A 16,828-nucleotide genomic window follows, 5' to 3' on the forward strand; every position below is an offset into this window, starting at 1 on the left:
CCCGCATCTTGATTGGCGAAAACTTTATGGCCCTCGCGCCGCCGGTGCTAACCTGCCGCCATCATGTATTGCAGGAGTTTTTTTGATGAACGATATTTCCGATCCGGTTTACGCGCGACTGCTCAAGGCGGCGCTGGAGTGTTTCCTTGCCGACGAATACCACAAGGTTACCACTCGTGCAATTGCCGACAAGGCAGGCGTGAACGTCTCGATGATCCGTTATTACTTCGGCAACAAGGAAGGTCTCTATGAAGAGATGATACGTGAGACGCTCAAGCCCATCCTGGACATGCTCGACAGCGATACGCTGTCCGACGCCGGCGGCTTCACCGAATATCTGTGCTTCTATTACGACACCATGCGCCGGCATCCCGAGTTTCCCAAGCTTATCCTCAAAGTGCTCGCCCTCAACCACGGGCCGGGCCGGCGTTTCATCCTGCAATTGCTGGAGCGTGGCCGCAGCGGTGGCGCGCGGCGGCTGGAACAGCTGAAGACGAGCGGGCAGGTCGATCAGGCGCTCAATCCCGACGTGGCGCGGATGGCTTTCGTCAGCCTTGCCATGATGCCCATGCTGCTGAAAGACATCTTCGAGGAACAGATGGGCGGGCAGATGGACGATGCCTTCCTCGACGAACTCGCCGCGCTCAACGGCAAACTGTTGGCGGCGGGCATGGCCGCTGCGAAATCGGGAGCATGACATGACGCTGCAAAACAACGCCGGCGCGGTGCGCCGCTTCGCGAAAATCGCCCGATTCGGCGCCTGGCTGCAAAATCTGCCCAACAAATTCGTGCCGCCGCCGTTCCGCCTGATCCAGATCGGTTCGGCCTTCTGGCAATCGCGGGTGCTGTATGTCGCCGCGCGGCTGGACATCGCCGGCGCGCTGGCCGATAGCGAAGCGAGCGTCGATACCTTGGCCGAACGCGTTGACGCTGATGCCGATGCGCTTTACCGCTTGCTGCGCATGCTGGCGGCGATGGGCGTGTTCGAGGAAGTCTCGCCGCGTCGCTTCCGTAACAACAAGCTTTCGTTCTGCTTGTGCCCGGATCATCCTCGCAGCGTTCGCGCGATGGTGCTGATGCACAACTCGCCGGAAATGAGCCGGCCGTGGTTCGAGCAATTGGAGCAGGGCGTACGTAGCGGCGGCGTGCCGTTCGAATCGGCGCACGGGCAGGCGTTTTACTCGTATATGGACCGCAACCCGGAATTCGACACGCTGTTCGCGCAGGCGATGGATAGCGTCGAAGCCTTGGCCGGCGACAGCTTCGCCACCGACTTCGATTGGTCGCGCTTCGAGCGCATCATCGACGTCGGCGGCTCCGAGGGCGCAAAATCGCTCGCCATACTCAAACGCCATCCGCATCTCAAGGCGCTGGTAGCCGACCGCGAACAGGTCATTCGCGGCGCGGAGCAGTTCTGGAAAGACCAGGGCGAGGGTGTCGCACTGCAACGCATGAGCTTCGAAGCCTGCGACCTGCTGCAATCCGTGCCCAAGGCGCACAGCGACAAGGATATTTACCTGCTGTGCGCGGTGTTGCACGGCTTCGACGACGGTGCCTGCGTCGCCGCTTTATCCAACGTGGCGAGCGCCGCCTCAGGCTACGATGCGACCATCGCCGTGATGGAAATCCTGATTCCGGACAGCCGGACCGACATCGCCACGGCCGCGTTCGATATGCAGATGTTCGTCAATACGCATGGTCGGGAACGGACGCTGACGGAATGGCTGCGCCTGTTCGATCAGAGCGGGTTAGTGTTGCAGGAGGTGGTGGGCTTGCAGACGTTCGGGAAAGTATTGGTGCTGCGGGCGGCTCAATCTACCGGTCTGGAGGTAGAGCCAGACGTTATGACTCTGGAAATTGAGCAGCGATAGTTCAGCTCTGTTCGAGCGCCTAGGTCACGGTAAATTGATCGTCAACCCAGGGCGGGCGGGTGATTAAGCGCGGTGCTTGGGCCGATGCGCCAGCCATTTGTTCTATGCATCCCTCATGTCAACTTAGCACGCTCAGTCAGGCGGCATTTATCGAAGCTTGTTACAGTGCATCTCGATTGAGGAGGTATTGAGTTGAACAACAAAACGGCCAGCACGGCTTATGCGACGCGCTTTGATCGGGTTTTCGATTACATAGACAAGCATCTGTTCGAGCCGCTGTCGATAAACGAACTGAGCAAACAGGCAAACTTTTCCCGATTTCACTTTCAACGGCAATTTTCCGCTTACACCGGATTGAGTACGACGCGTTACATTCAGTTATTGCGACTACGCAAGGCTTCGTACCAACTGGTATTTCAGGAGAGGCGCCGCATTACCGACATTGCGTTGGAAACCGGTTTCGGCAATGCGGAATCGTTCTCCCGCGCGTTCAAAAAATGCTTCGGACAGACGCCCACTCAATTCAGAACGCAGCCTGCATGGCAGCCTTGGAACGAGCGCATGCAATTACCCAAACGAATTAGGACTCCCCAGATGAAGGTAACAATCGTCGATTTTTCAGAAACCATGATCGCAGTCTTGGAGCACCGTGGATCACATACCCTTGTGATGGATTCGGTCAGAAAATTCATCGACTGGCGCAAGCAAAGTGGCTTGTCACCGGTTGCCAGTAGCTGTACTTTTGGTATCGCGTATGACGATCCGGCGGTCACGCCGCCGGAAGCATTTCGTTTCGATGTTTGTGGCGAGGTCAAGCAACCTGTGCCGGCAAATTCGCAAGGGGTGGTTAACAAACGGATTTCGGAAGGACGTTGCGCGGTGGTGCGCCATATCGGCTCGACCGACCGCATTAGCGACAGTGTTTATTACCTCTACCGGGAGTGGTTGCCGGAAAGCGGCGAGGAACTGCGCGATTTTCCGCTGTTTTTCCACTACATCAAACGGGTGCCTGAAACGCTGGAACACGAACAGGTTACGGATGTTTATCTGCCTTTGGTGTAAGCGGAAAGCAGTCGAACTGCCTTGCCAAGGTAAAGCCCGGGGTGCGAGGAAGGCCGGGCAGGGTGACGATAACCTTTGCCACCCTTTGAAAAAAAGATTTAGCTTTTACGCTCACCTCCAGGGCGAAGAGTGGGTAAGCAGGCGTATCATTGATGCCTGCGGCTCGGGCCTGGGTGAACACCTACGCTTAGTCGACTTGCGCCGATTTCTTCCGCAACAAATAGCCGGAATAAGCCAAGCGTTCCCGGTCGTCGACATCAACTAAGATGAAGTAGCGGAAAACACTTTCTCGAATGCCGGTAGTAACGAACAAGTGATCAAACCAGCGTTGCGCGGTGTGGTGGGTATGAGATTCCTTATTTGCACCAAAAAGCCAATCATCATCACTATCCAATAACCAGAACATCAAGTTGAACAACAGGGCTCCGTGGCGACGAACGGGTGAATCTTGGCGCCTCGGCCTTTGTTCAAGACCTGAATGAAGAGATCATTGATGAGACTTCCGTCGCCTCTTGGACAAGGGCATCCACGGGCCGTTCCGAGACGCCATAGTTGTAGCGATTGCCAGCGACGGCGGCCAGATCTGCCAACAGAATCGAACCAATGGCGCTGCCAAACATGCCATCCGATAATGAGTCTAAGCCAATGTAAGCGACTTGGACTTTAGTGGCGAGCCGCACCGGTGCGGAGTCAGTAGAAAAACATCTTAATTTCAGTGTGAAGTTTTTCGATAAAAAAGAGTGTGTTGTGAAGAGCTGGCATCTAAAGCCAAGGAGTTGAGACGATGAGGCGTTTCATTAGTGACAGTATAGGTTTTAGTATAGTAAATTATGTTTAGTAAAAAAAATCCTTATATTTCATAGGTAATACACTGCTGCATCATCGGCGTGTGTTGCATTTTCTCGTCTTGCTTGGTGCCTTGTGTTTTCTGGTTCTTCATTTGTAAGCAGATTACGCCTAAGTAATATTTGTTTGTTTTATGTTGAGCATAATATTATCGACACTTATGAAAACTTACCTGTAGTTCACCTTTTAGACTGGGTTTTTTCCGGTTAGCCGCGCGCCATCATTCGCTTCAAAAAGCCTATGCCAAAATGCAATTCGACCCCCGTACCGCTAAAGCTTTGCTACCTGGACAGCATATGGCTTTTGATGATTACTTAGGACTGCGTTTGTTTGCCATGGCAAAGGTCAGAACCTGGTTTATAGAAGCACTGTTGATGGAAACCTTCGACAAGTATCGATTGGTCGTTGGTGGTCTATGTCATTCCCATTGGCTATTGTCGCTTGGGAAGCTTTGAAAAACCAGCGCGATTCTGGCAGGGATCCTGCTTTAGAAACAAAGCAAGTGAAATTAGAGGAAAAGCCTACGTTAAAACAATAGGCGGCAAATGCTGAGGACGCTTATGATGCCGGTCGCCTAAACTTGATTGGGTTTTACGACGTTAAGTTACCGATCTGGATGATTGGGAAAAATGGCCTCATTGTGATTGCTATCCGTTGTCGATTGATAGCGTTTGGGATAGCGCACTTTCAGCTTGAGTTGCAGCATCACCTGACGCGTTTTATATCGCCCAACAGCAAATCCTTGCTTTTTCAACTCATTCGACAAGCGGCGTGAACCATAACACTAATTACAAATTATATTCGGGACGTTTGTGTTGGTTGCTCTCGCTCATATTCACCTCAAAAGACGGTATAAAGAGTGTCCTGTGAAATGTCCGGCATGATTAAACTATTTCATTAGCCGTTGGCCGCAGATAACTGGACGCTTTGTTCGAAATAGTCCCCCTGTACCAACTCGAAGCCGGTATTGCGAGCCAATGCCGCTGTGCGTTTGTCGTCGATCTGCAGCATGAAGCTTTGGCTGTTGATCGATCTTGCCAAACTGCTTAACTGTTGGAGTTTTTCCAGAAGTTTATTGTCGCGGATACGGTCCAATTCCAGCGCCGAGATACCGACAAAGTTGGGCGCCGCACGGGTGATGAGCTCGAAGGCCGATTTTTCCAGCGAGTGATAATCAAACTTCAACGCCAATTGGTAGCCGCGGCGTTGATAGTTGTTCAGGCCTTTTAGCAGCAATTGGTAAAAACCGGCATAAGCGTTGTTTGCAGTCAATGTGATGGCGACATTGGCAGTTTGCAGGCCGCAAGCTACTATCACTTCTTCAAAATAAGCGCCATGATCCTCTTTGACCCCGAGTATATGCCGCGGGTCGACTTCCAGAAACAATAATTCGTCCAGATGTGCTTGCGGCAAATAGTTCAGCATGTGTACGGCTCGTGACATCCGGTCGAAATTGATGATGGATTCGACATTGGCTTGTTCGGCCTGGGGCAGGGCCAGGTATTGTTCCAGTTCGCTGCTTTCAATGGTCTGTTTGTTGATAGTGGATACGTTCAGTTGCGCAATGTGACCGATAACATTTGCTGTGCGCAAAGTCTGGCGCAGGGGCGACAATCTGCTACCGATGCAGATCGGGCCGAATATCCCGTGCACCGCGCCGTTGTCCAGCACAAATGGCCGTAAGCCGTTATTGTGTTCTTGCTCCAGTCTATCGTTAAAATATTCGACTAATTGTTGTAAAGGCATGAGTATCTGTCCAGTAAGTCCCTAGTAACTGATGGTTTGCTGATAAACGCAAAGGTTAGCGAAACTAACTCATTAAATAAAACGATAATATTTGAAGTTAATATGCCAAGATTAGAAATGCAGGCACTAAGCCAGGCATGCCGTTTTTAGGGAAGTGGTCAAACCCAATCCGACCCTCTGGTCAACATGATCGAATTGGTGTTTCTGTCCATACTTTTAGATGCGGAACTCGTCCAAATAGGGTTCGGACAAGTCCCGGTAAGCCGAGTTGCTGTCTAGAAATGCCTTAAAGCCTCATGGATTTTTGGCGTTCGGGGCAGATGTATTTATTCGCGAACCCGAATCAAATCGTGGCAGCTTTTGCAAGATGCGCCAACTTTGCCGAATTGGGCTTTGATTTCCGCTACGTCGCCGTTAGCCGCCACTTTTTGCAATTCGTTGGCTTCCTTGATGAACGTCGCTTCGATTTCCTTCACTTCGTCCTGTTTTTCGAAGAATTCCGGCTTCAGACGCGTCGCTTTCCAGCCGGTACCTTTATCGGTGCCCGGGCCGTAAAGGCTGAGTAGACCGGAATTGGCGACCGCGGCAACAGCATTCGCGGCAGCGATCACCTGATCTTTATTAAAGGTTTCCGGATGGTCAGCTGCTTGCGCTTTGATTTTCGCAGTATTCCAGCCCAAGAACGAGTAGGCGGATTGGCGGAAGCGGATCTGGTCTTCTATGTCGCCGGCCACAGCCGCTGTCGTGACAGCGCCCAGCGCCAGTGTGATTATCAGTTTCAATTTCATGGGGTTAACTCCTTGTGGTGTTGTAGAAAAAGTAACGTTTAGGTTTTTGGATTGGCCGTAGCCGTTTGGAAGCTGGCCAATGGCGCCAGATAATTCACAAAACCGCTGCTCCAAACGCCCCAGACTACGGTTGCCGCGATCAACAAGGTGATCACAAAACGAAACGGTCCGACGGGTTTGATCGGGGAGGGTGCCAAGGATTTGGGCAGTTGTTTTTTGCCGGTCAGCATGGCGCCGACCAGATTGGTTTTTTTCAGGCGTTGGTACAAGACAATCGCGCTGACATGCACCGCGACCAAGCCCAGCAGGATATTCACTGCAAAAATATGCCAACCGCTCAATTTATCGCTGACCTCTTTGTCGATGGCATGAAACAGCGGACCTTCAAAAGCAATATCGTCGTTAGCGAACAAGCCGGTGATAGCCAGAAAACTCAACACCGCCAGCAAGGCGATAATCGCTATGGCACCGGCCGGATTGTGGCCGACGCCTTGCCATTCGCCTTTGACGTATTCCACTAGCCGCGAAAAAGTCGGAAAGAAACTGGCGAAACGGGCATGGGTAGTGCCGATGAAGCCCCAGATCAATCTAAATACCAGCAAGCCCAAAATCAAACTGCCGAAGCGAGCATGCCAGTCGGTCAGATTGCCGCCCAGTTTGCCGGTGGCGTAAGCGCCAACCACGGCTACTACCAACAACCAGTGAAACAGTCGTAATGGCCAATCCCAAATATGCACTTCCACTTTCATTGAAATCCTCCCGGCGGTTTAGCTGTCGCGCAAGTAAGCGTTGAAGAAACTGATGGTTCTGTCCCAGGCCAGCTTGGCGGTAGCGGCGTCGTAGCGTGGGGTGGTGTCGTTGTTAAAGCCGTGTTGCACGCTCGGATAGGTGTGGGCTTCGTAATTGACGCCAGCTTTTTGCAGGGCCGCTTCATAAGCCGGCCAGCCAGCATTGATGCGGTCGTCGACGCCAGCGTAATGGATCAGTAAAGGGGCTTTGATTTTTGCGGCCTGATCGGCGGCAGGTTGGGCGCCGTAGAACGGTACGCCAGCGCCCAGATCCGGCAGACGGGTGGCCAGGAAGTTGACGATGCCTCCGCCGTAGCAAAAACCTACCGCGCCGAGCTTGCCGTTACTTTGCGGCAGCTTTTTAATGGCTTGCGCTGCCGCCAAAAAGTCGGCCTGGGTTTTTTCCTTATCCAGTTTTTGGAACAATTCGCGGGCCTTGTCTTCATCGCCCGGATAACCGCCCAAGGTAAACAGCGCGTCCGGTGCGAAGGCAATGAAATTATCCAGCGCCAGGCGGCGAGCGATGTCTTGGATATGCGGATTCAAACCCCGGTTTTCGTGGATAACCAGCACCACTGGTAGTTTGTTGGCGGCTTTGGCCGGTTGTACCAAGTAACCGCGAATCTTGCCGTTACCATGCGGGGAGGGGTATTCCACATAGGTGGCTTTAATGCGCGGATCATCGTCTGCTACTTGCTTGGCTTCGGCGAAGCGCGGGTTAAGTGCTTCCAGCAGGGCTTCGGCGGTCAGGCCGAGTAGGGCGTATTTAGGCACCGATGATAAAAAGTCCCGCCGGGAAATATCGCCATGCACGTATTTATCAAAAGCTTGTAACGCTTCTGGATGAAAGTCTTGAGCGGTCTTGCGCGCCATCCTAAAGTTCTCCTAAAAGTTTGTGCCTAAACGCAAATAAAACCTGGACGCAGCAGCGGCATCCTTGGTCTTGGCGTGGTTCGGGTTGTGCTGGTGCCGCAGCCTTCGCCGCCGCGATTAACCAGCCGGGCAAACTTGTTACCCGGCCAGTTCATGATTTATTGCGGAACGGTCAGAACCGACAGCTTAGTGACGCCGGCTCTTTCTATGGATGACATCACCTTAGCGACAATGCCGTATTGCACCGCGTCGTCCGCGTTCAGATTTAAAGCAAACTCCGGGTTAGCCGCCAAGCGGTTGCGCAATTCGCCTTCGATGATTTCCAGCGGAAACTCCTGTTTATCGATGTAGATTTTGCCTTGGGCATCGACACTCAAGTAAGACGCCGCTTTGTCGTCCGGTGGCGCGGTTTCAGCGGTTTTCGGCAGATTGACGTGTACGGCCTGGGTTAACAAAGGGGCGGTGACGATAAACACCACCAGCAGCACCAACATCACATCCACTAGGGGCGTAACGTTAATTTCGCCCATTACGTCATCGCCGCCGTCGTCTTTAGTATTAAATGCCATTATGCGTGCGCCTCTTTCGCGATTAATTCTTCATGGGTGTCTTTGATGCTGGATTTTTTGCCGCCGCTGACATCGGTCAAACGTGCGGAAGCTGCCGCTGATGCCGGTTTGCTGCCGGCACGTTCGATGATGAATGAGCTTTTCAGGGCCAAATGCACAAAGTCGATAGCAAAGTCGTCCAGGAAGGCCCAAACCACTTTATTGCGGCGGATGAAAAAGTTGTAACCCACAACCGCCGGTACCGCGACCGCAATACCCACTGCCGTAGCAATCAACGCTTCACCTATAGGACCCGCAACGACTTCCAAACTGGCCGAACCGGTTTTGCTGATATTGGTCAAGGCGCCCATGATGCCCCACACGGTACCGAACAAACCCACGAACGGCGAGATACTGCCTATGGTCGCCAGCACCGCCAGACCGCTTTCCAGCGAGCCACGTTCTTTTTGCATTTGCTGACGCAAGCGTCTGTCCAGCAACTCCTGTCTGTCCCAGGTGTGTTCCAGATCATGGGTAGACGCACCGCCGTCAGTCTCGATCAATGTGGAAAAACCGATACCGGCGACTCGGGCAGCCGGGCCATCCTGGTTTTCCAGATGCGCGGCGGCCTGAATATTAGGAGCGCTCCAAAACTCCTTGTTGTAACGGCGGTTGTGATAGGAAATGCGGATGTGTTGCACGCCTTTGATCAGGATTAAGCCCCAGGTTACTACCGAGGCGGCGATTAAGGTGTTCAGGGTGCCATCGACGATGACATTGGTTGCGATATCAGACATTTTTGATCCTCAAAAAATAATTACAATTTAAAAGTGAATGGAACCGTGGTGTAGCGGGCAATCGCCGTATCGCCGCGTTTGGCCGGCACGAAAGACCACTTGAGAACGGCTTTGACGGCAGCATCGTCCAGGATTTTCTGGCCGCTGGATTTGCTGACGGTAACGCTATCGGTGGTGCCGTCGGGTAGCACGTGTACTTTCATCACCACTTTTCCTTCCCAGCCACGTTCTTGCGCGACTTCCGGATATTCGGGCAGTGGGTTGTGCAGGTAAGCCGCGTCGGCTACCGGCTCGGTGATTTTTTCTTCAACCACTGGCGCCGGCGGGGCTGGCGGTGCGGTAGGCGCTGCCGGCGCGGTATCTACTACCGGAGTCGGATCGGGCGCGGGTGCTTGCTCTACCACTTTTTCCACGGGTTTAGGCTTTTGCGGTTTCAGTGGTACTACCTTGGGAGTGGGTGGCTTAGGTTTGACCAAGGGTGGCGGTGGGGGCACCGGTTTGGGTTGTGGTCTTGTCAGCGTGATTTGGACTTTGGTCTCAGGCTTGATCGGCTCCACAATTTCCTGCTCAAACGCCGCGCCGCTAAAGTGATTGACCACGGTGTTGTGGATAAAAATAGTCAGCACGCCGATTAGTAAAAAATCTACCCATTTATGATCGCGCGTTTCAGTGACGTACTTAAAATCCCCCAAGGCAACTGCGACTCGCGAATGCGTTAAACCTTCGGACAATTGAGCGACAGACGGTTTTAACGAAACAACGTCCGCTGCGTCCCAATCTGCGGGAGCGCCCGCCGGTGCAAATTTATTAAAAGTCGCTAAAGGACTGCTCATGCCACTGTTCCCCATTTCTTAAATATAAATGCCATATTCCCTGTTGTGCCGCGCTAAGTAGGCGGCTGTTTGATACGCTAAATAAGCTTTGATTAGTGCTGTTGATTTCCAATACAGCACGAGCTGTGCCAGATTGTCGAATAGCGTCGCTATGTTTGGTATGGATGGCAGGTAAGAACGCTAAGTGGTTTATTTATCGATTGTTTTTAGGGCGAAAGTTGGGTTAGGCGCGAGCGGATAGCGAGGGATTTTAGTTGGTATTAACTGCTGAATTGCTTGCTGAGCACCAATTTCCCGGGTCTTGTGTTTAGGAGGTGTTTGTAGGGCAACAGTTGTTGAGTGGAAGTGTTACTTAGCTGTTGCGACTCGCAATCGAAAACGCGTAAACCAGCAATCAGCACAAATTTCGACCAGGATTAAATGCCGCTGACGGGCATTCAAGCCGACATTATCTGCAACTGAATCGGCTTTGTTGCATAAAGCGGCACTGCTCAAGCGGTTTGCCAAACTGGGCAGGCCGGTCAACGTTGCCATGCCCTAAATCCGTCTAACTGATTTGGGGAAAGGGGGTAGTTTGGTTTTCACAGGATTTATGAGAACCGGGGAGTCGCTATTTTTGCCGAAAGATTTTTTCGGGCATCCTGCTGGAAAAAATCGGCAAAAATTACGCGACGGCTTATGCCTTCGGCGCCCCGATTCGTCCGCGTCACCTCGTTCCGACCCAACAAGGGGTCGAAACATCGGCTCTCGCATGACTTAACGCCGTGTCGCGATGCCTTGCAGGTTTTCTCCGCTTCGCTGCGAAAACCCGCCCGGCGCTACGGCTATCGGGGACTAAAAATCTTCACTTCGCTGGCGCTCCGTTGTTGAGTAGACCGCAGGCACTTCCCCCGCAGCCTCTCGCAGAACGGTACGTGAACCTCTCGATTCATACCGCTCCCATCAGGCAAACGCACCTATCATTCCCGCTCGCCAATGAGCGAACAAGTTTGGATATTGATCAGCAATCTTCGCCAGAAACATCATAGCCTTGATCTTGTGCTGGCGAAGCGGCTTGAACTTACGCCTCGCCCACCTCACCAGAGTCATATTCACGTGGCGACACAGTCCGTACAACGCTGAGCGGGTATAACAACCATAATAGGCTAGCCACCCATTGATGATGGGATTCAACCATTTAGCGATCTCTCCCAAACTCAACTCGGTACGTGTTCGCACCCGTAACGTTCTAATCTTTTGCCGCATTGACTTCAGCGCCGCTTTACTCACTGCGGGCGTAAAGTTTACAAACACGCTGTTTCTCTTACGATTCCTACAAAGTCGCCGTCTAAACGTATATCCGAGAAAATCAAAGGATGTATGCTCATATTGCCCTTTGCGACTACCATCTTTACAGTAAACGATCTTGGTTTTCACCGGATGAAGTTCAAGTCCACAGGACTGAAAGCGTTGTTTCAATACTTCCAGCATACGTTGGGCTTCCGCCTCGCTACAGCAGTGCACCAGACCATCATCGGCATAACGGCACCAGACTGTATTCGGGTAATGAGTTTGCAGCCATTTGTCGAATACATAGTGCAGAAACAGATTACTGAGCACGGGACTGACAACCCCACCTTGTGGCGTGCCTTTTCCCCGACTGATCAACTCTCCATTTGGCATCTGCATCGGCGCCGTCAACCAACGTTCAATATATAACCTCACCCAGGGTGTATCCGTATGTTGATAGACCGCTTTAAGCAATAAATTGTGCGGTATATTGTCGAACAACCCCTTGATGTCAAATTCAAGCACCCAGTCGTAACGCCAACAACGTTCTCGCGTGACGCCCACCGCATCCAATGCTGACTTATTCGGCCTGTATCCGTACGAGTCAGGCAAAAAGTGCGGCTCAACCTGGGGTTCAAACTCCAGCTTGACGACCATTTGAGCAATACGATCACTCACGGTGGGTATGCCCAAAATCCGTTCGCCGCCCGCTTTCTTTGGTATGGCTACCGCTTTCACAGGCGGCGGGAAGTAACTGCCAGACGATAGCCGGTTCCATAGCTTGTAAAGATTGGCTTTCAGATTTCTTTCAAAATCTGCTAACGATTGCTTATCAACGCCAGCGGCACCGGCATTGGCTTTCACCAATTCAAATGCGCGCATGACTTGTCCTTTTGAGATGACAAATGGCTTTGCCCCGCTCACATCATCCTCCTGCCATTAGACAGTTGTGACATCAACAAAGGCTGCCTGATGTTGCCCCTTCGCTCCACGTTCATTACAAACGTTTCCTCGCTACTACGGGCAACTCCGCCCCAGTATCACGCATCGGTACTCTCATGCTCATAAATTGAGTTATTTGCATTTCTCCCTTAGCATCATGATGACTGGTTCCCACAGTTCCCATTGAAAGCCCAGTACAGAGTCACGCCCACTATACGCCGGACACCGCCTGCACAGCCTTCGGATTCGCTTACAGGCTAATCCCAAGAGTCTTGGACGCCCCTGGTTTTGATGTCAAATCTCTGAATAACGACGCGTCAACATAGGTTCGGTTTAACTCGTCTCTCTGTACCCTACCTACTAATTATGAATTAGCTTTTCCTCAACGCTCACTACCTGCACTCTTAATACAAGCAGCTTGAGGTGGTTTAAAGCCAGTTTCCGACAACAGACTTTGATGGGCCTACCATCATCTTCCAATGAGCTTATACACATCTGATCGCTATTTCCTTACAGCCTCAGTTTGTGTGCCTGTGGCACACTCCAAGATTTTCAGCGAAGGCCTGAGTACAGCAAACCCGGCTTGCAATGAATTTGCTGCCTAGTTTGGTGTGTATCCTAGTGGTTTGGCATCAATTATGCTCGAAAATTTATGAGATTTGTTTGTCAACTAATTGACTATCATAAGAAAAATTTTGCAACTAAGCGTTTTAAAATTCGCCAATTAACCGTGATCGGACTATTATTAGTGACGTTTCCAGGATTGTATTTGCAGCCTGGTTCGCAGTAACCAATTAAAAATGTGTTAAGCGATCAATGTTTAGATAGAACCCCATTTGCTAGAGCGGATTGTTAGTCGTCGCAACAATTTTGGCCGCTACCGGCAGATAGCTTAGACCGAGCAGGTTGGACAAACTCATGTAGAAGGAGGGTTTGTTTGCCGAGCTCATAATGCCAACTTTGGAACAGGAGGAAATCATGAAAGCCCATGATTTTTCGTTTCTAAAGCAGTCCAAACCAGTTTCCGCCATCATCGGCGGCTTGCTAGTTATTTGTGCGCTAAACGTTTTTGCGGATGCACCGCCTCCAGAAAGCTTCGACACGCCCTCCGCGTTAATTCTGACCCCATCGGACCAAGCGCTGACAGCCGACGCCACTGATAGCTCGAATCTTTTGTTGAGTAATACCGGGCGCGGCACGGCAAACCTTAAACCGACTGAAAAACGCAAAAGCCGGCCGGTGAACTTGGGTTGCGGTGTCGATGTGAACCAATTTCCCAGTGAAGACAATTCGCTGTCTAGTCGATTCGTTGGGGCGTGCGATTTGAAGCTTCGCTACTGAAGTCAGGTATCTGTCGGTCTGGCGAGGCTAGGTCTGAAGTTTAAGTTTTACGCCTGGAAATGCACTTAGCCGACCAAATGTTGGATTTGCTGGCTGGTAATCGCGACGGTATTTAATTTGCGGATTTGCGGTTCGATGCCGTCGAAATTGCCGCGGAACTCCATCAGACGCAACTCGGCTTCAATATCGGCTACTTCCAATAGGTTTTTCAGCAGCCTATCCTGCATTTCTCGCAAGCCGCGCTGTCGGCCGAAATAACCTTCCAGGCATTCACCCACCAGCATGAATGCCGCGGCAAATACAGTCAATACGGCAAACGCCAGTACCAACTTGGGTATTCCCTGAGTCAAGGCTGCTATCAATGCGCCGGCCGACAAGGTGGCGATGGTGCTGCCGATCAGACGTAAGCGCACCGAACCTCGCAAACGCACGCTCAGCAAATTATAAATACTCAAACACTCCTGCTTGACTAGGCCTTTGGTGCTCATGGCTAAATCGACCAGCAACTGCGATTGCGAATCGCTGTCTTGCCCCATTAATTTTCCGGGCCTGAGGGTTTCGGTGTAACCGGGATGTTTCGCGCAAATTTGATCCAGCAATTCCGGTCTTAACCTGCTTAGCAGATTGACCAGAGCCTGGATATCAAGAGCGATTGAGTCAAGCATGCATATCTCCGCCGGGGCGTGTAAATGGACAACACCTCAATAATAACCGGGCTTGGCTATTGCGGGCACTGTTTTTTCGGCATTACGCAAGTTTAGGAGAATTGGCGCAAAAACCAAGGAGATAAGCTTTGTTAAAGCAAGTGGCCTTGATGATGCACGATGAGATCGAGCTGAAATGTCTTAATTGATCGGCGTTTTGTTGGATCGAAATGCGAGATTATCCAGTACGCCAGGCCTCGTGCTGCCTGGCGTACTGGTTAGAAAAGGGTTGTGAGTGCCTAGCGGCAATCGAATTGCTTAGGCCAATCCCGGTAATTAAACACCTGACCTTCCTGACGGACGATGTCGACGGCGGAGAGGTCCAAATCGGCGTAGACCCATTGAACATGGTTGTATTCGCCAATCGCCAGAATGCCGTTATTCGGAAATCCACGATCTACCGGCGTGTAAATCGCCGCCGCACCGCAGTTCACATCCACCGCTTCCGACCAATCTGCGTTACCGACCAATGAGGCTTGTACTACGTAGCATTGGTTTTCCAAGGCGCGGGCTTGGCAACCGATGCGCACCCGATAATAGCCGGCTTCGGTATCGGTACAGCTCGGCACCAAAATCAAGCTGGCACCGCGCTCGGCTTGTTGGCGGGCATAGTGTGGGAACTCGCTGTCGTAGCAAATGTTGATCGCGACTTTACCGAACACAGTATCGAATAACTTGATGTCCAAGCCGCGGGAAATATGCCATTGCTCGTTCTCGAAGCGCGTCATGGTCAGCTTTTCTTGATAATCCACGTCGCCTTGCGGGGTAAAGAAATAAGCGTGATTGCGGAACTCGCCGTTGGCGTGTTTGACAGGGTAAGTGCCGGCCTGGATGTAAACCCGGTATTCGGCGGCCAGGGTTTTGAATAGGTCCAGATAGCCCGGCAGCAAGGTTTGCAAGGCATCCAGTTGGCCGTTCAACGAAGAATAAACTTCCTTCGAAAACAAGGAGGCCAATTCCATGCAGGCATATTCCGGGAACAGCAGAATCTCGGCTTGGTTCTCGGCGGCTTCCTTGACCCAGCGGCGGGCCTTGGCTGCGAAATTTTCCCAGGTTTCCAGGAAGCTGATGTCGTATTGGGCGCTGGCGATTTTAGGCACGGTCTTCTCTCAACCAAAAAGTCATGGGTTTAGCGGTCTCGCTGGTGTCGTCGAGATCTTTCCAGGTGTAAGTGGTTTTCAGCTCGGGATGTTTGACGTAGCCGCGCTTGTTCCAGAAAGCGTCTAGCGGCACGTAATCGGCTGGCCGGCGCGGGTGGTCAAGTGGACGCTCAACACAGCAGAAGGTGATATGTTTGAAGCCGCCTAAATCTTCGGCATGGGCTTCGCGTTGTTCGAAGAAGCGGACGCCGATGCCCAAGCCGCGATAGGCTTTGTTAAGCACTGATTCGCCGCAATAAAACACTTCATCCGGGTTGTAGCCGTTTTCAACAAACGGTTTTTTAACTTCGTCGGTTTCATATTTCAATGGAATCGCCGTCGACGCGCCGATGATGGCGTCGCCATCGAACGCCAGCACGATGACGCTTTCCGGGCAATTTATGTAAGTTTGCAGGTATTTCTTTTCGTACTCGTAATCGCCGTCATACAAATACGGAAAATCCCGGAACACCTCGATGCGCAGTCGCGCCAGTTCCGGAATGTATTGAATCAGGGCGTCGCCGCTGAGGCGCTGGATGCGGATGTCTTTGCTCATGCTGGTTTGCGGTTGAATGAAAACAAAATGTCGGTCGCCAAGGTTAAGGCGCGAGAGACATATTGTATTGTAGGCGGTAGCGAATTGCCTATGGCAAAGGTTTATGAATCTATTACACCGGCCAGCTAATCAACTTTCAACGCAGCTCCCGTTTCGTCAAAGCGTAACAGGTCGATCTCGCCGTCCGCATCCGTTATTTCCGCCTCGGCTAGAACCCCGTTAGCATGATAGGTATAGACATGGCGTAATTCCACTTCGCCATAGACCAGTTTTTCCAGCAACATTAGACGCTGATCGGCAGCGTAGCAGCCGCGAAAGTAAGTGTTGCGGTTTTCCAGATGGCTTTCGTCTGCCAGTTCGTTGACCAGTTTCAACGGTAGTTTTACGCCGCTATAGCTAATGAAATAGCGGGTATCGCAGTTTTCTAATTCCACTTCAATTTTCCCAGGCAAAAAACTAATTACCGCAATATTTGTGCCGAAATAGGTGGCCCGAATTACCTGGGGTCGCCGGTGATTTGGCTCGGCTACGCTGTGACAAATCGTTCGCGGTTTTTGCGGATTGTCGGTTTTGCTACAGTATGCCGAGCAGCAATCCGGTGGGGAAATGTCACAATCGCAGCAAAGGCATGGCGAATAAGCGCAGTGCATCCGCCAAGTACTGAAGGGAAAGCGGGAAGCGTTGCGCTTATCCGCCCTATGCCGATCCGACTGGCTTCGTTTTTG

19 protein-coding genes and 1 pseudogene are annotated in these 16,828 nt (G+C 51.8%); 5 read left to right on the forward strand and 15 right to left on the reverse strand.

Features of this window, described 5'->3' with window-relative positions; genetic code table 11:
- Positions 1-85 precede the first annotated feature (85 nt).
- The 3 genes from ACR64Q_RS09425 (at position 86) to ACR64Q_RS09435 (ending at position 2,933) form a co-directional block, all read left to right on the forward strand.
- A complete protein-coding gene (locus tag ACR64Q_RS09425; RefSeq protein ID WP_313734468.1) occupies positions 86-697 on the forward strand; it encodes a TetR/AcrR family transcriptional regulator in 612 nt (203 codons plus the stop codon).
- Between the two features lies 1 nt (position 698).
- Positions 699-1,871 (forward strand): methyltransferase, encoded by a 1,173-nt coding sequence (locus ACR64Q_RS09430; protein ID WP_313734470.1) that lies wholly within the window; start codon positions 699-701, stop codon positions 1,869-1,871.
- Positions 1,872-2,063: 192 nt separating this feature from the next.
- Positions 2,064-2,933 carry an AraC family transcriptional regulator gene (locus ACR64Q_RS09435; RefSeq protein ID WP_313734471.1) on the forward strand — a complete coding sequence of 290 codons (870 nt, stop codon included), beginning with the start codon at positions 2,064-2,066 and terminating at the stop codon, positions 2,931-2,933.
- Positions 2,934-3,120: 187 nt separating this feature from the next.
- Here the strand turns inward: ACR64Q_RS09435 and ACR64Q_RS09440 are convergent, their stop codons facing one another.
- Positions 3,121-3,351 carry a hypothetical protein gene (locus ACR64Q_RS09440; RefSeq protein WP_313734472.1) on the reverse strand — a complete coding sequence of 77 codons (231 nt, stop codon included), beginning with the start codon at positions 3,349-3,351 and terminating at the stop codon, positions 3,121-3,123.
- Between the two features lie 724 nt (positions 3,352-4,075).
- Here ACR64Q_RS09440 and ACR64Q_RS09445 point away from each other — a divergent pair.
- Entirely contained in the window at positions 4,076-4,234 is a 159-nt protein-coding gene (locus ACR64Q_RS09445; protein ID WP_155931062.1) for a hypothetical protein, read from the forward strand.
- 149 nt (positions 4,235-4,383) lie between these two features.
- On the opposite strand, the pseudogene ACR64Q_RS09450 reads toward ACR64Q_RS09445, so the two are convergent.
- The 10 genes and pseudogenes from ACR64Q_RS09450 to ltrA form a co-directional block, all read right to left on the reverse strand.
- A pseudogene (locus tag ACR64Q_RS09450) lies at positions 4,384-4,551 on the reverse strand (IS3 family transposase); the annotation flags it as partial.
- 125 nt (positions 4,552-4,676) lie between these two features.
- The gene (locus ACR64Q_RS09455) at positions 4,677-5,525 is read right to left on the reverse strand and encodes an EAL domain-containing protein (protein WP_026600598.1); all 849 of its coding nucleotides are present in this window, start codon (positions 5,523-5,525) and stop codon (positions 4,677-4,679) included.
- A 326-nt stretch (positions 5,526-5,851) separates the two neighbouring features.
- Complete coding sequence (locus ACR64Q_RS09460) at positions 5,852-6,313, reverse strand: c-type cytochrome (protein WP_026600599.1); 462 nt, start codon at positions 6,311-6,313, stop codon at positions 5,852-5,854.
- A gap of 38 nt (positions 6,314-6,351) precedes the next feature.
- Positions 6,352-7,062 (reverse strand): cytochrome b/b6 domain-containing protein, encoded by a 711-nt coding sequence (locus ACR64Q_RS09465; RefSeq protein ID WP_313734473.1) that lies wholly within the window; start codon positions 7,060-7,062, stop codon positions 6,352-6,354.
- An 18-nt stretch (positions 7,063-7,080) separates the two neighbouring features.
- On the reverse strand, positions 7,081-7,974 hold the full coding sequence (locus ACR64Q_RS09470; RefSeq protein ID WP_313734474.1) for a dienelactone hydrolase family protein: 894 nt from the start codon (positions 7,972-7,974) through the stop codon (positions 7,081-7,083).
- A 158-nt stretch (positions 7,975-8,132) separates the two neighbouring features.
- On the reverse strand, positions 8,133-8,543 hold the full coding sequence (locus ACR64Q_RS09475) for an ExbD/TolR family protein (RefSeq protein ID WP_026600602.1): 411 nt from the start codon (positions 8,541-8,543) through the stop codon (positions 8,133-8,135).
- The gene (locus ACR64Q_RS09480) at positions 8,543-9,319 is read right to left on the reverse strand and encodes a MotA/TolQ/ExbB proton channel family protein (RefSeq protein ID WP_020481616.1); all 777 of its coding nucleotides are present in this window, start codon (positions 9,317-9,319) and stop codon (positions 8,543-8,545) included. Before ACR64Q_RS09480 ends, ACR64Q_RS09475 begins: the two co-directional genes overlap by 1 nt.
- A 20-nt stretch (positions 9,320-9,339) precedes the next feature.
- Complete coding sequence (locus ACR64Q_RS09485) at positions 9,340-10,152, reverse strand: energy transducer TonB (protein WP_026600604.1); 813 nt, start codon at positions 10,150-10,152, stop codon at positions 9,340-9,342.
- A gap of 348 nt (positions 10,153-10,500) precedes the next feature.
- On the reverse strand, positions 10,501-10,686 hold the full coding sequence (locus ACR64Q_RS09490) for a hypothetical protein (RefSeq protein ID WP_026600605.1): 186 nt from the start codon (positions 10,684-10,686) through the stop codon (positions 10,501-10,503).
- 408 nt (positions 10,687-11,094) lie between these two features.
- Entirely contained in the window at positions 11,095-12,303 is a 1,209-nt protein-coding gene (gene ltrA / locus ACR64Q_RS09495; protein ID WP_483823304.1) for a group II intron reverse transcriptase/maturase, read from the reverse strand.
- 1,038 nt (positions 12,304-13,341) lie between these two features.
- On the opposite strand from ltrA, the gene ACR64Q_RS09500 reads away from it, so the two are divergent.
- Positions 13,342-13,704, forward strand: a complete 363-nt coding sequence (locus ACR64Q_RS09500; RefSeq protein WP_155931064.1) for a hypothetical protein — start codon at positions 13,342-13,344, stop codon at positions 13,702-13,704.
- Between the two features lie 65 nt (positions 13,705-13,769).
- On the opposite strand, the gene ACR64Q_RS09505 is transcribed toward ACR64Q_RS09500, so the two are convergent.
- The 4 genes from ACR64Q_RS09505 to ACR64Q_RS09520 form a co-directional block, all read right to left on the reverse strand.
- A complete protein-coding gene (locus ACR64Q_RS09505; protein ID WP_026600607.1) occupies positions 13,770-14,369 on the reverse strand; it encodes a hypothetical protein in 600 nt (199 codons plus the stop codon).
- Between the two features lie 278 nt (positions 14,370-14,647).
- Positions 14,648-15,508, reverse strand: a complete 861-nt coding sequence (locus tag ACR64Q_RS09510) for a carbon-nitrogen hydrolase family protein (protein WP_313734475.1) — start codon at positions 15,506-15,508, stop codon at positions 14,648-14,650.
- On the reverse strand, positions 15,501-16,103 hold the full coding sequence (locus ACR64Q_RS09515; protein WP_313734476.1) for a GNAT family N-acetyltransferase: 603 nt from the start codon (positions 16,101-16,103) through the stop codon (positions 15,501-15,503). The genes ACR64Q_RS09510 and ACR64Q_RS09515 overlap by 8 nt, the downstream gene beginning before the upstream one ends.
- 125 nt (positions 16,104-16,228) lie before the next feature.
- On the reverse strand, positions 16,229-16,537 hold the full coding sequence (locus ACR64Q_RS09520; RefSeq protein WP_313734477.1) for a DUF6156 family protein: 309 nt from the start codon (positions 16,535-16,537) through the stop codon (positions 16,229-16,231).
- Between the last annotated feature and the right edge of the window lie 291 nt (positions 16,538-16,828).

The organism is Methylomonas sp. 2F7 (assembly GCF_057126975.1).

What these genes read in the sequence shown, in the direction of transcription:
- ACR64Q_RS09500 (WP_155931064.1), top strand. Translation starts at nt 13,342, where the DNA reads ATGAAAGCCCATGATTTTTCGTTTCTAAAGCAGTCCAAACCAGTTTCC.
- ACR64Q_RS09505 (WP_026600607.1), bottom strand. Translation starts at nt 14,369, where the DNA reads ATGCTTGACTCAATCGCTCTTGATATCCAGGCTCTGGTCAATCTGCTA.
- ACR64Q_RS09425 (WP_313734468.1), top strand. Translation starts at nt 86, where the DNA reads ATGAACGATATTTCCGATCCGGTTTACGCGCGACTGCTCAAGGCGGCG.
- ACR64Q_RS09430 (WP_313734470.1), top strand. Translation starts at nt 699, where the DNA reads ATGACGCTGCAAAACAACGCCGGCGCGGTGCGCCGCTTCGCGAAAATC.
- ACR64Q_RS09490 (WP_026600605.1), bottom strand. Translation starts at nt 10,686, where the DNA reads ATGGCAACGTTGACCGGCCTGCCCAGTTTGGCAAACCGCTTGAGCAGT.
- ACR64Q_RS09455 (WP_026600598.1), bottom strand. Translation starts at nt 5,525, where the DNA reads ATGCCTTTACAACAATTAGTCGAATATTTTAACGATAGACTGGAGCAA.
- ACR64Q_RS09475 (WP_026600602.1), bottom strand. Translation starts at nt 8,543, where the DNA reads ATGGCATTTAATACTAAAGACGACGGCGGCGATGACGTAATGGGCGAA.
- ACR64Q_RS09480 (WP_020481616.1), bottom strand. Translation starts at nt 9,319, where the DNA reads ATGTCTGATATCGCAACCAATGTCATCGTCGATGGCACCCTGAACACC.
- ACR64Q_RS09515 (WP_313734476.1), bottom strand. Translation starts at nt 16,103, where the DNA reads ATGAGCAAAGACATCCGCATCCAGCGCCTCAGCGGCGACGCCCTGATT.
- ACR64Q_RS09485 (WP_026600604.1), bottom strand. Translation starts at nt 10,152, where the DNA reads ATGAGCAGTCCTTTAGCGACTTTTAATAAATTTGCACCGGCGGGCGCT.
- ACR64Q_RS09465 (WP_313734473.1), bottom strand. Translation starts at nt 7,062, where the DNA reads ATGAAAGTGGAAGTGCATATTTGGGATTGGCCATTACGACTGTTTCAC.
- ltrA (WP_483823304.1), bottom strand. Translation starts at nt 12,303, where the DNA reads ATGCGCGCATTTGAATTGGTGAAAGCCAATGCCGGTGCCGCTGGCGTT.
- ACR64Q_RS09470 (WP_313734474.1), bottom strand. Translation starts at nt 7,974, where the DNA reads ATGGCGCGCAAGACCGCTCAAGACTTTCATCCAGAAGCGTTACAAGCT.
- ACR64Q_RS09445 (WP_155931062.1), top strand. Translation starts at nt 4,076, where the DNA reads ATGGCTTTTGATGATTACTTAGGACTGCGTTTGTTTGCCATGGCAAAG.
- ACR64Q_RS09460 (WP_026600599.1), bottom strand. Translation starts at nt 6,313, where the DNA reads ATGAAATTGAAACTGATAATCACACTGGCGCTGGGCGCTGTCACGACA.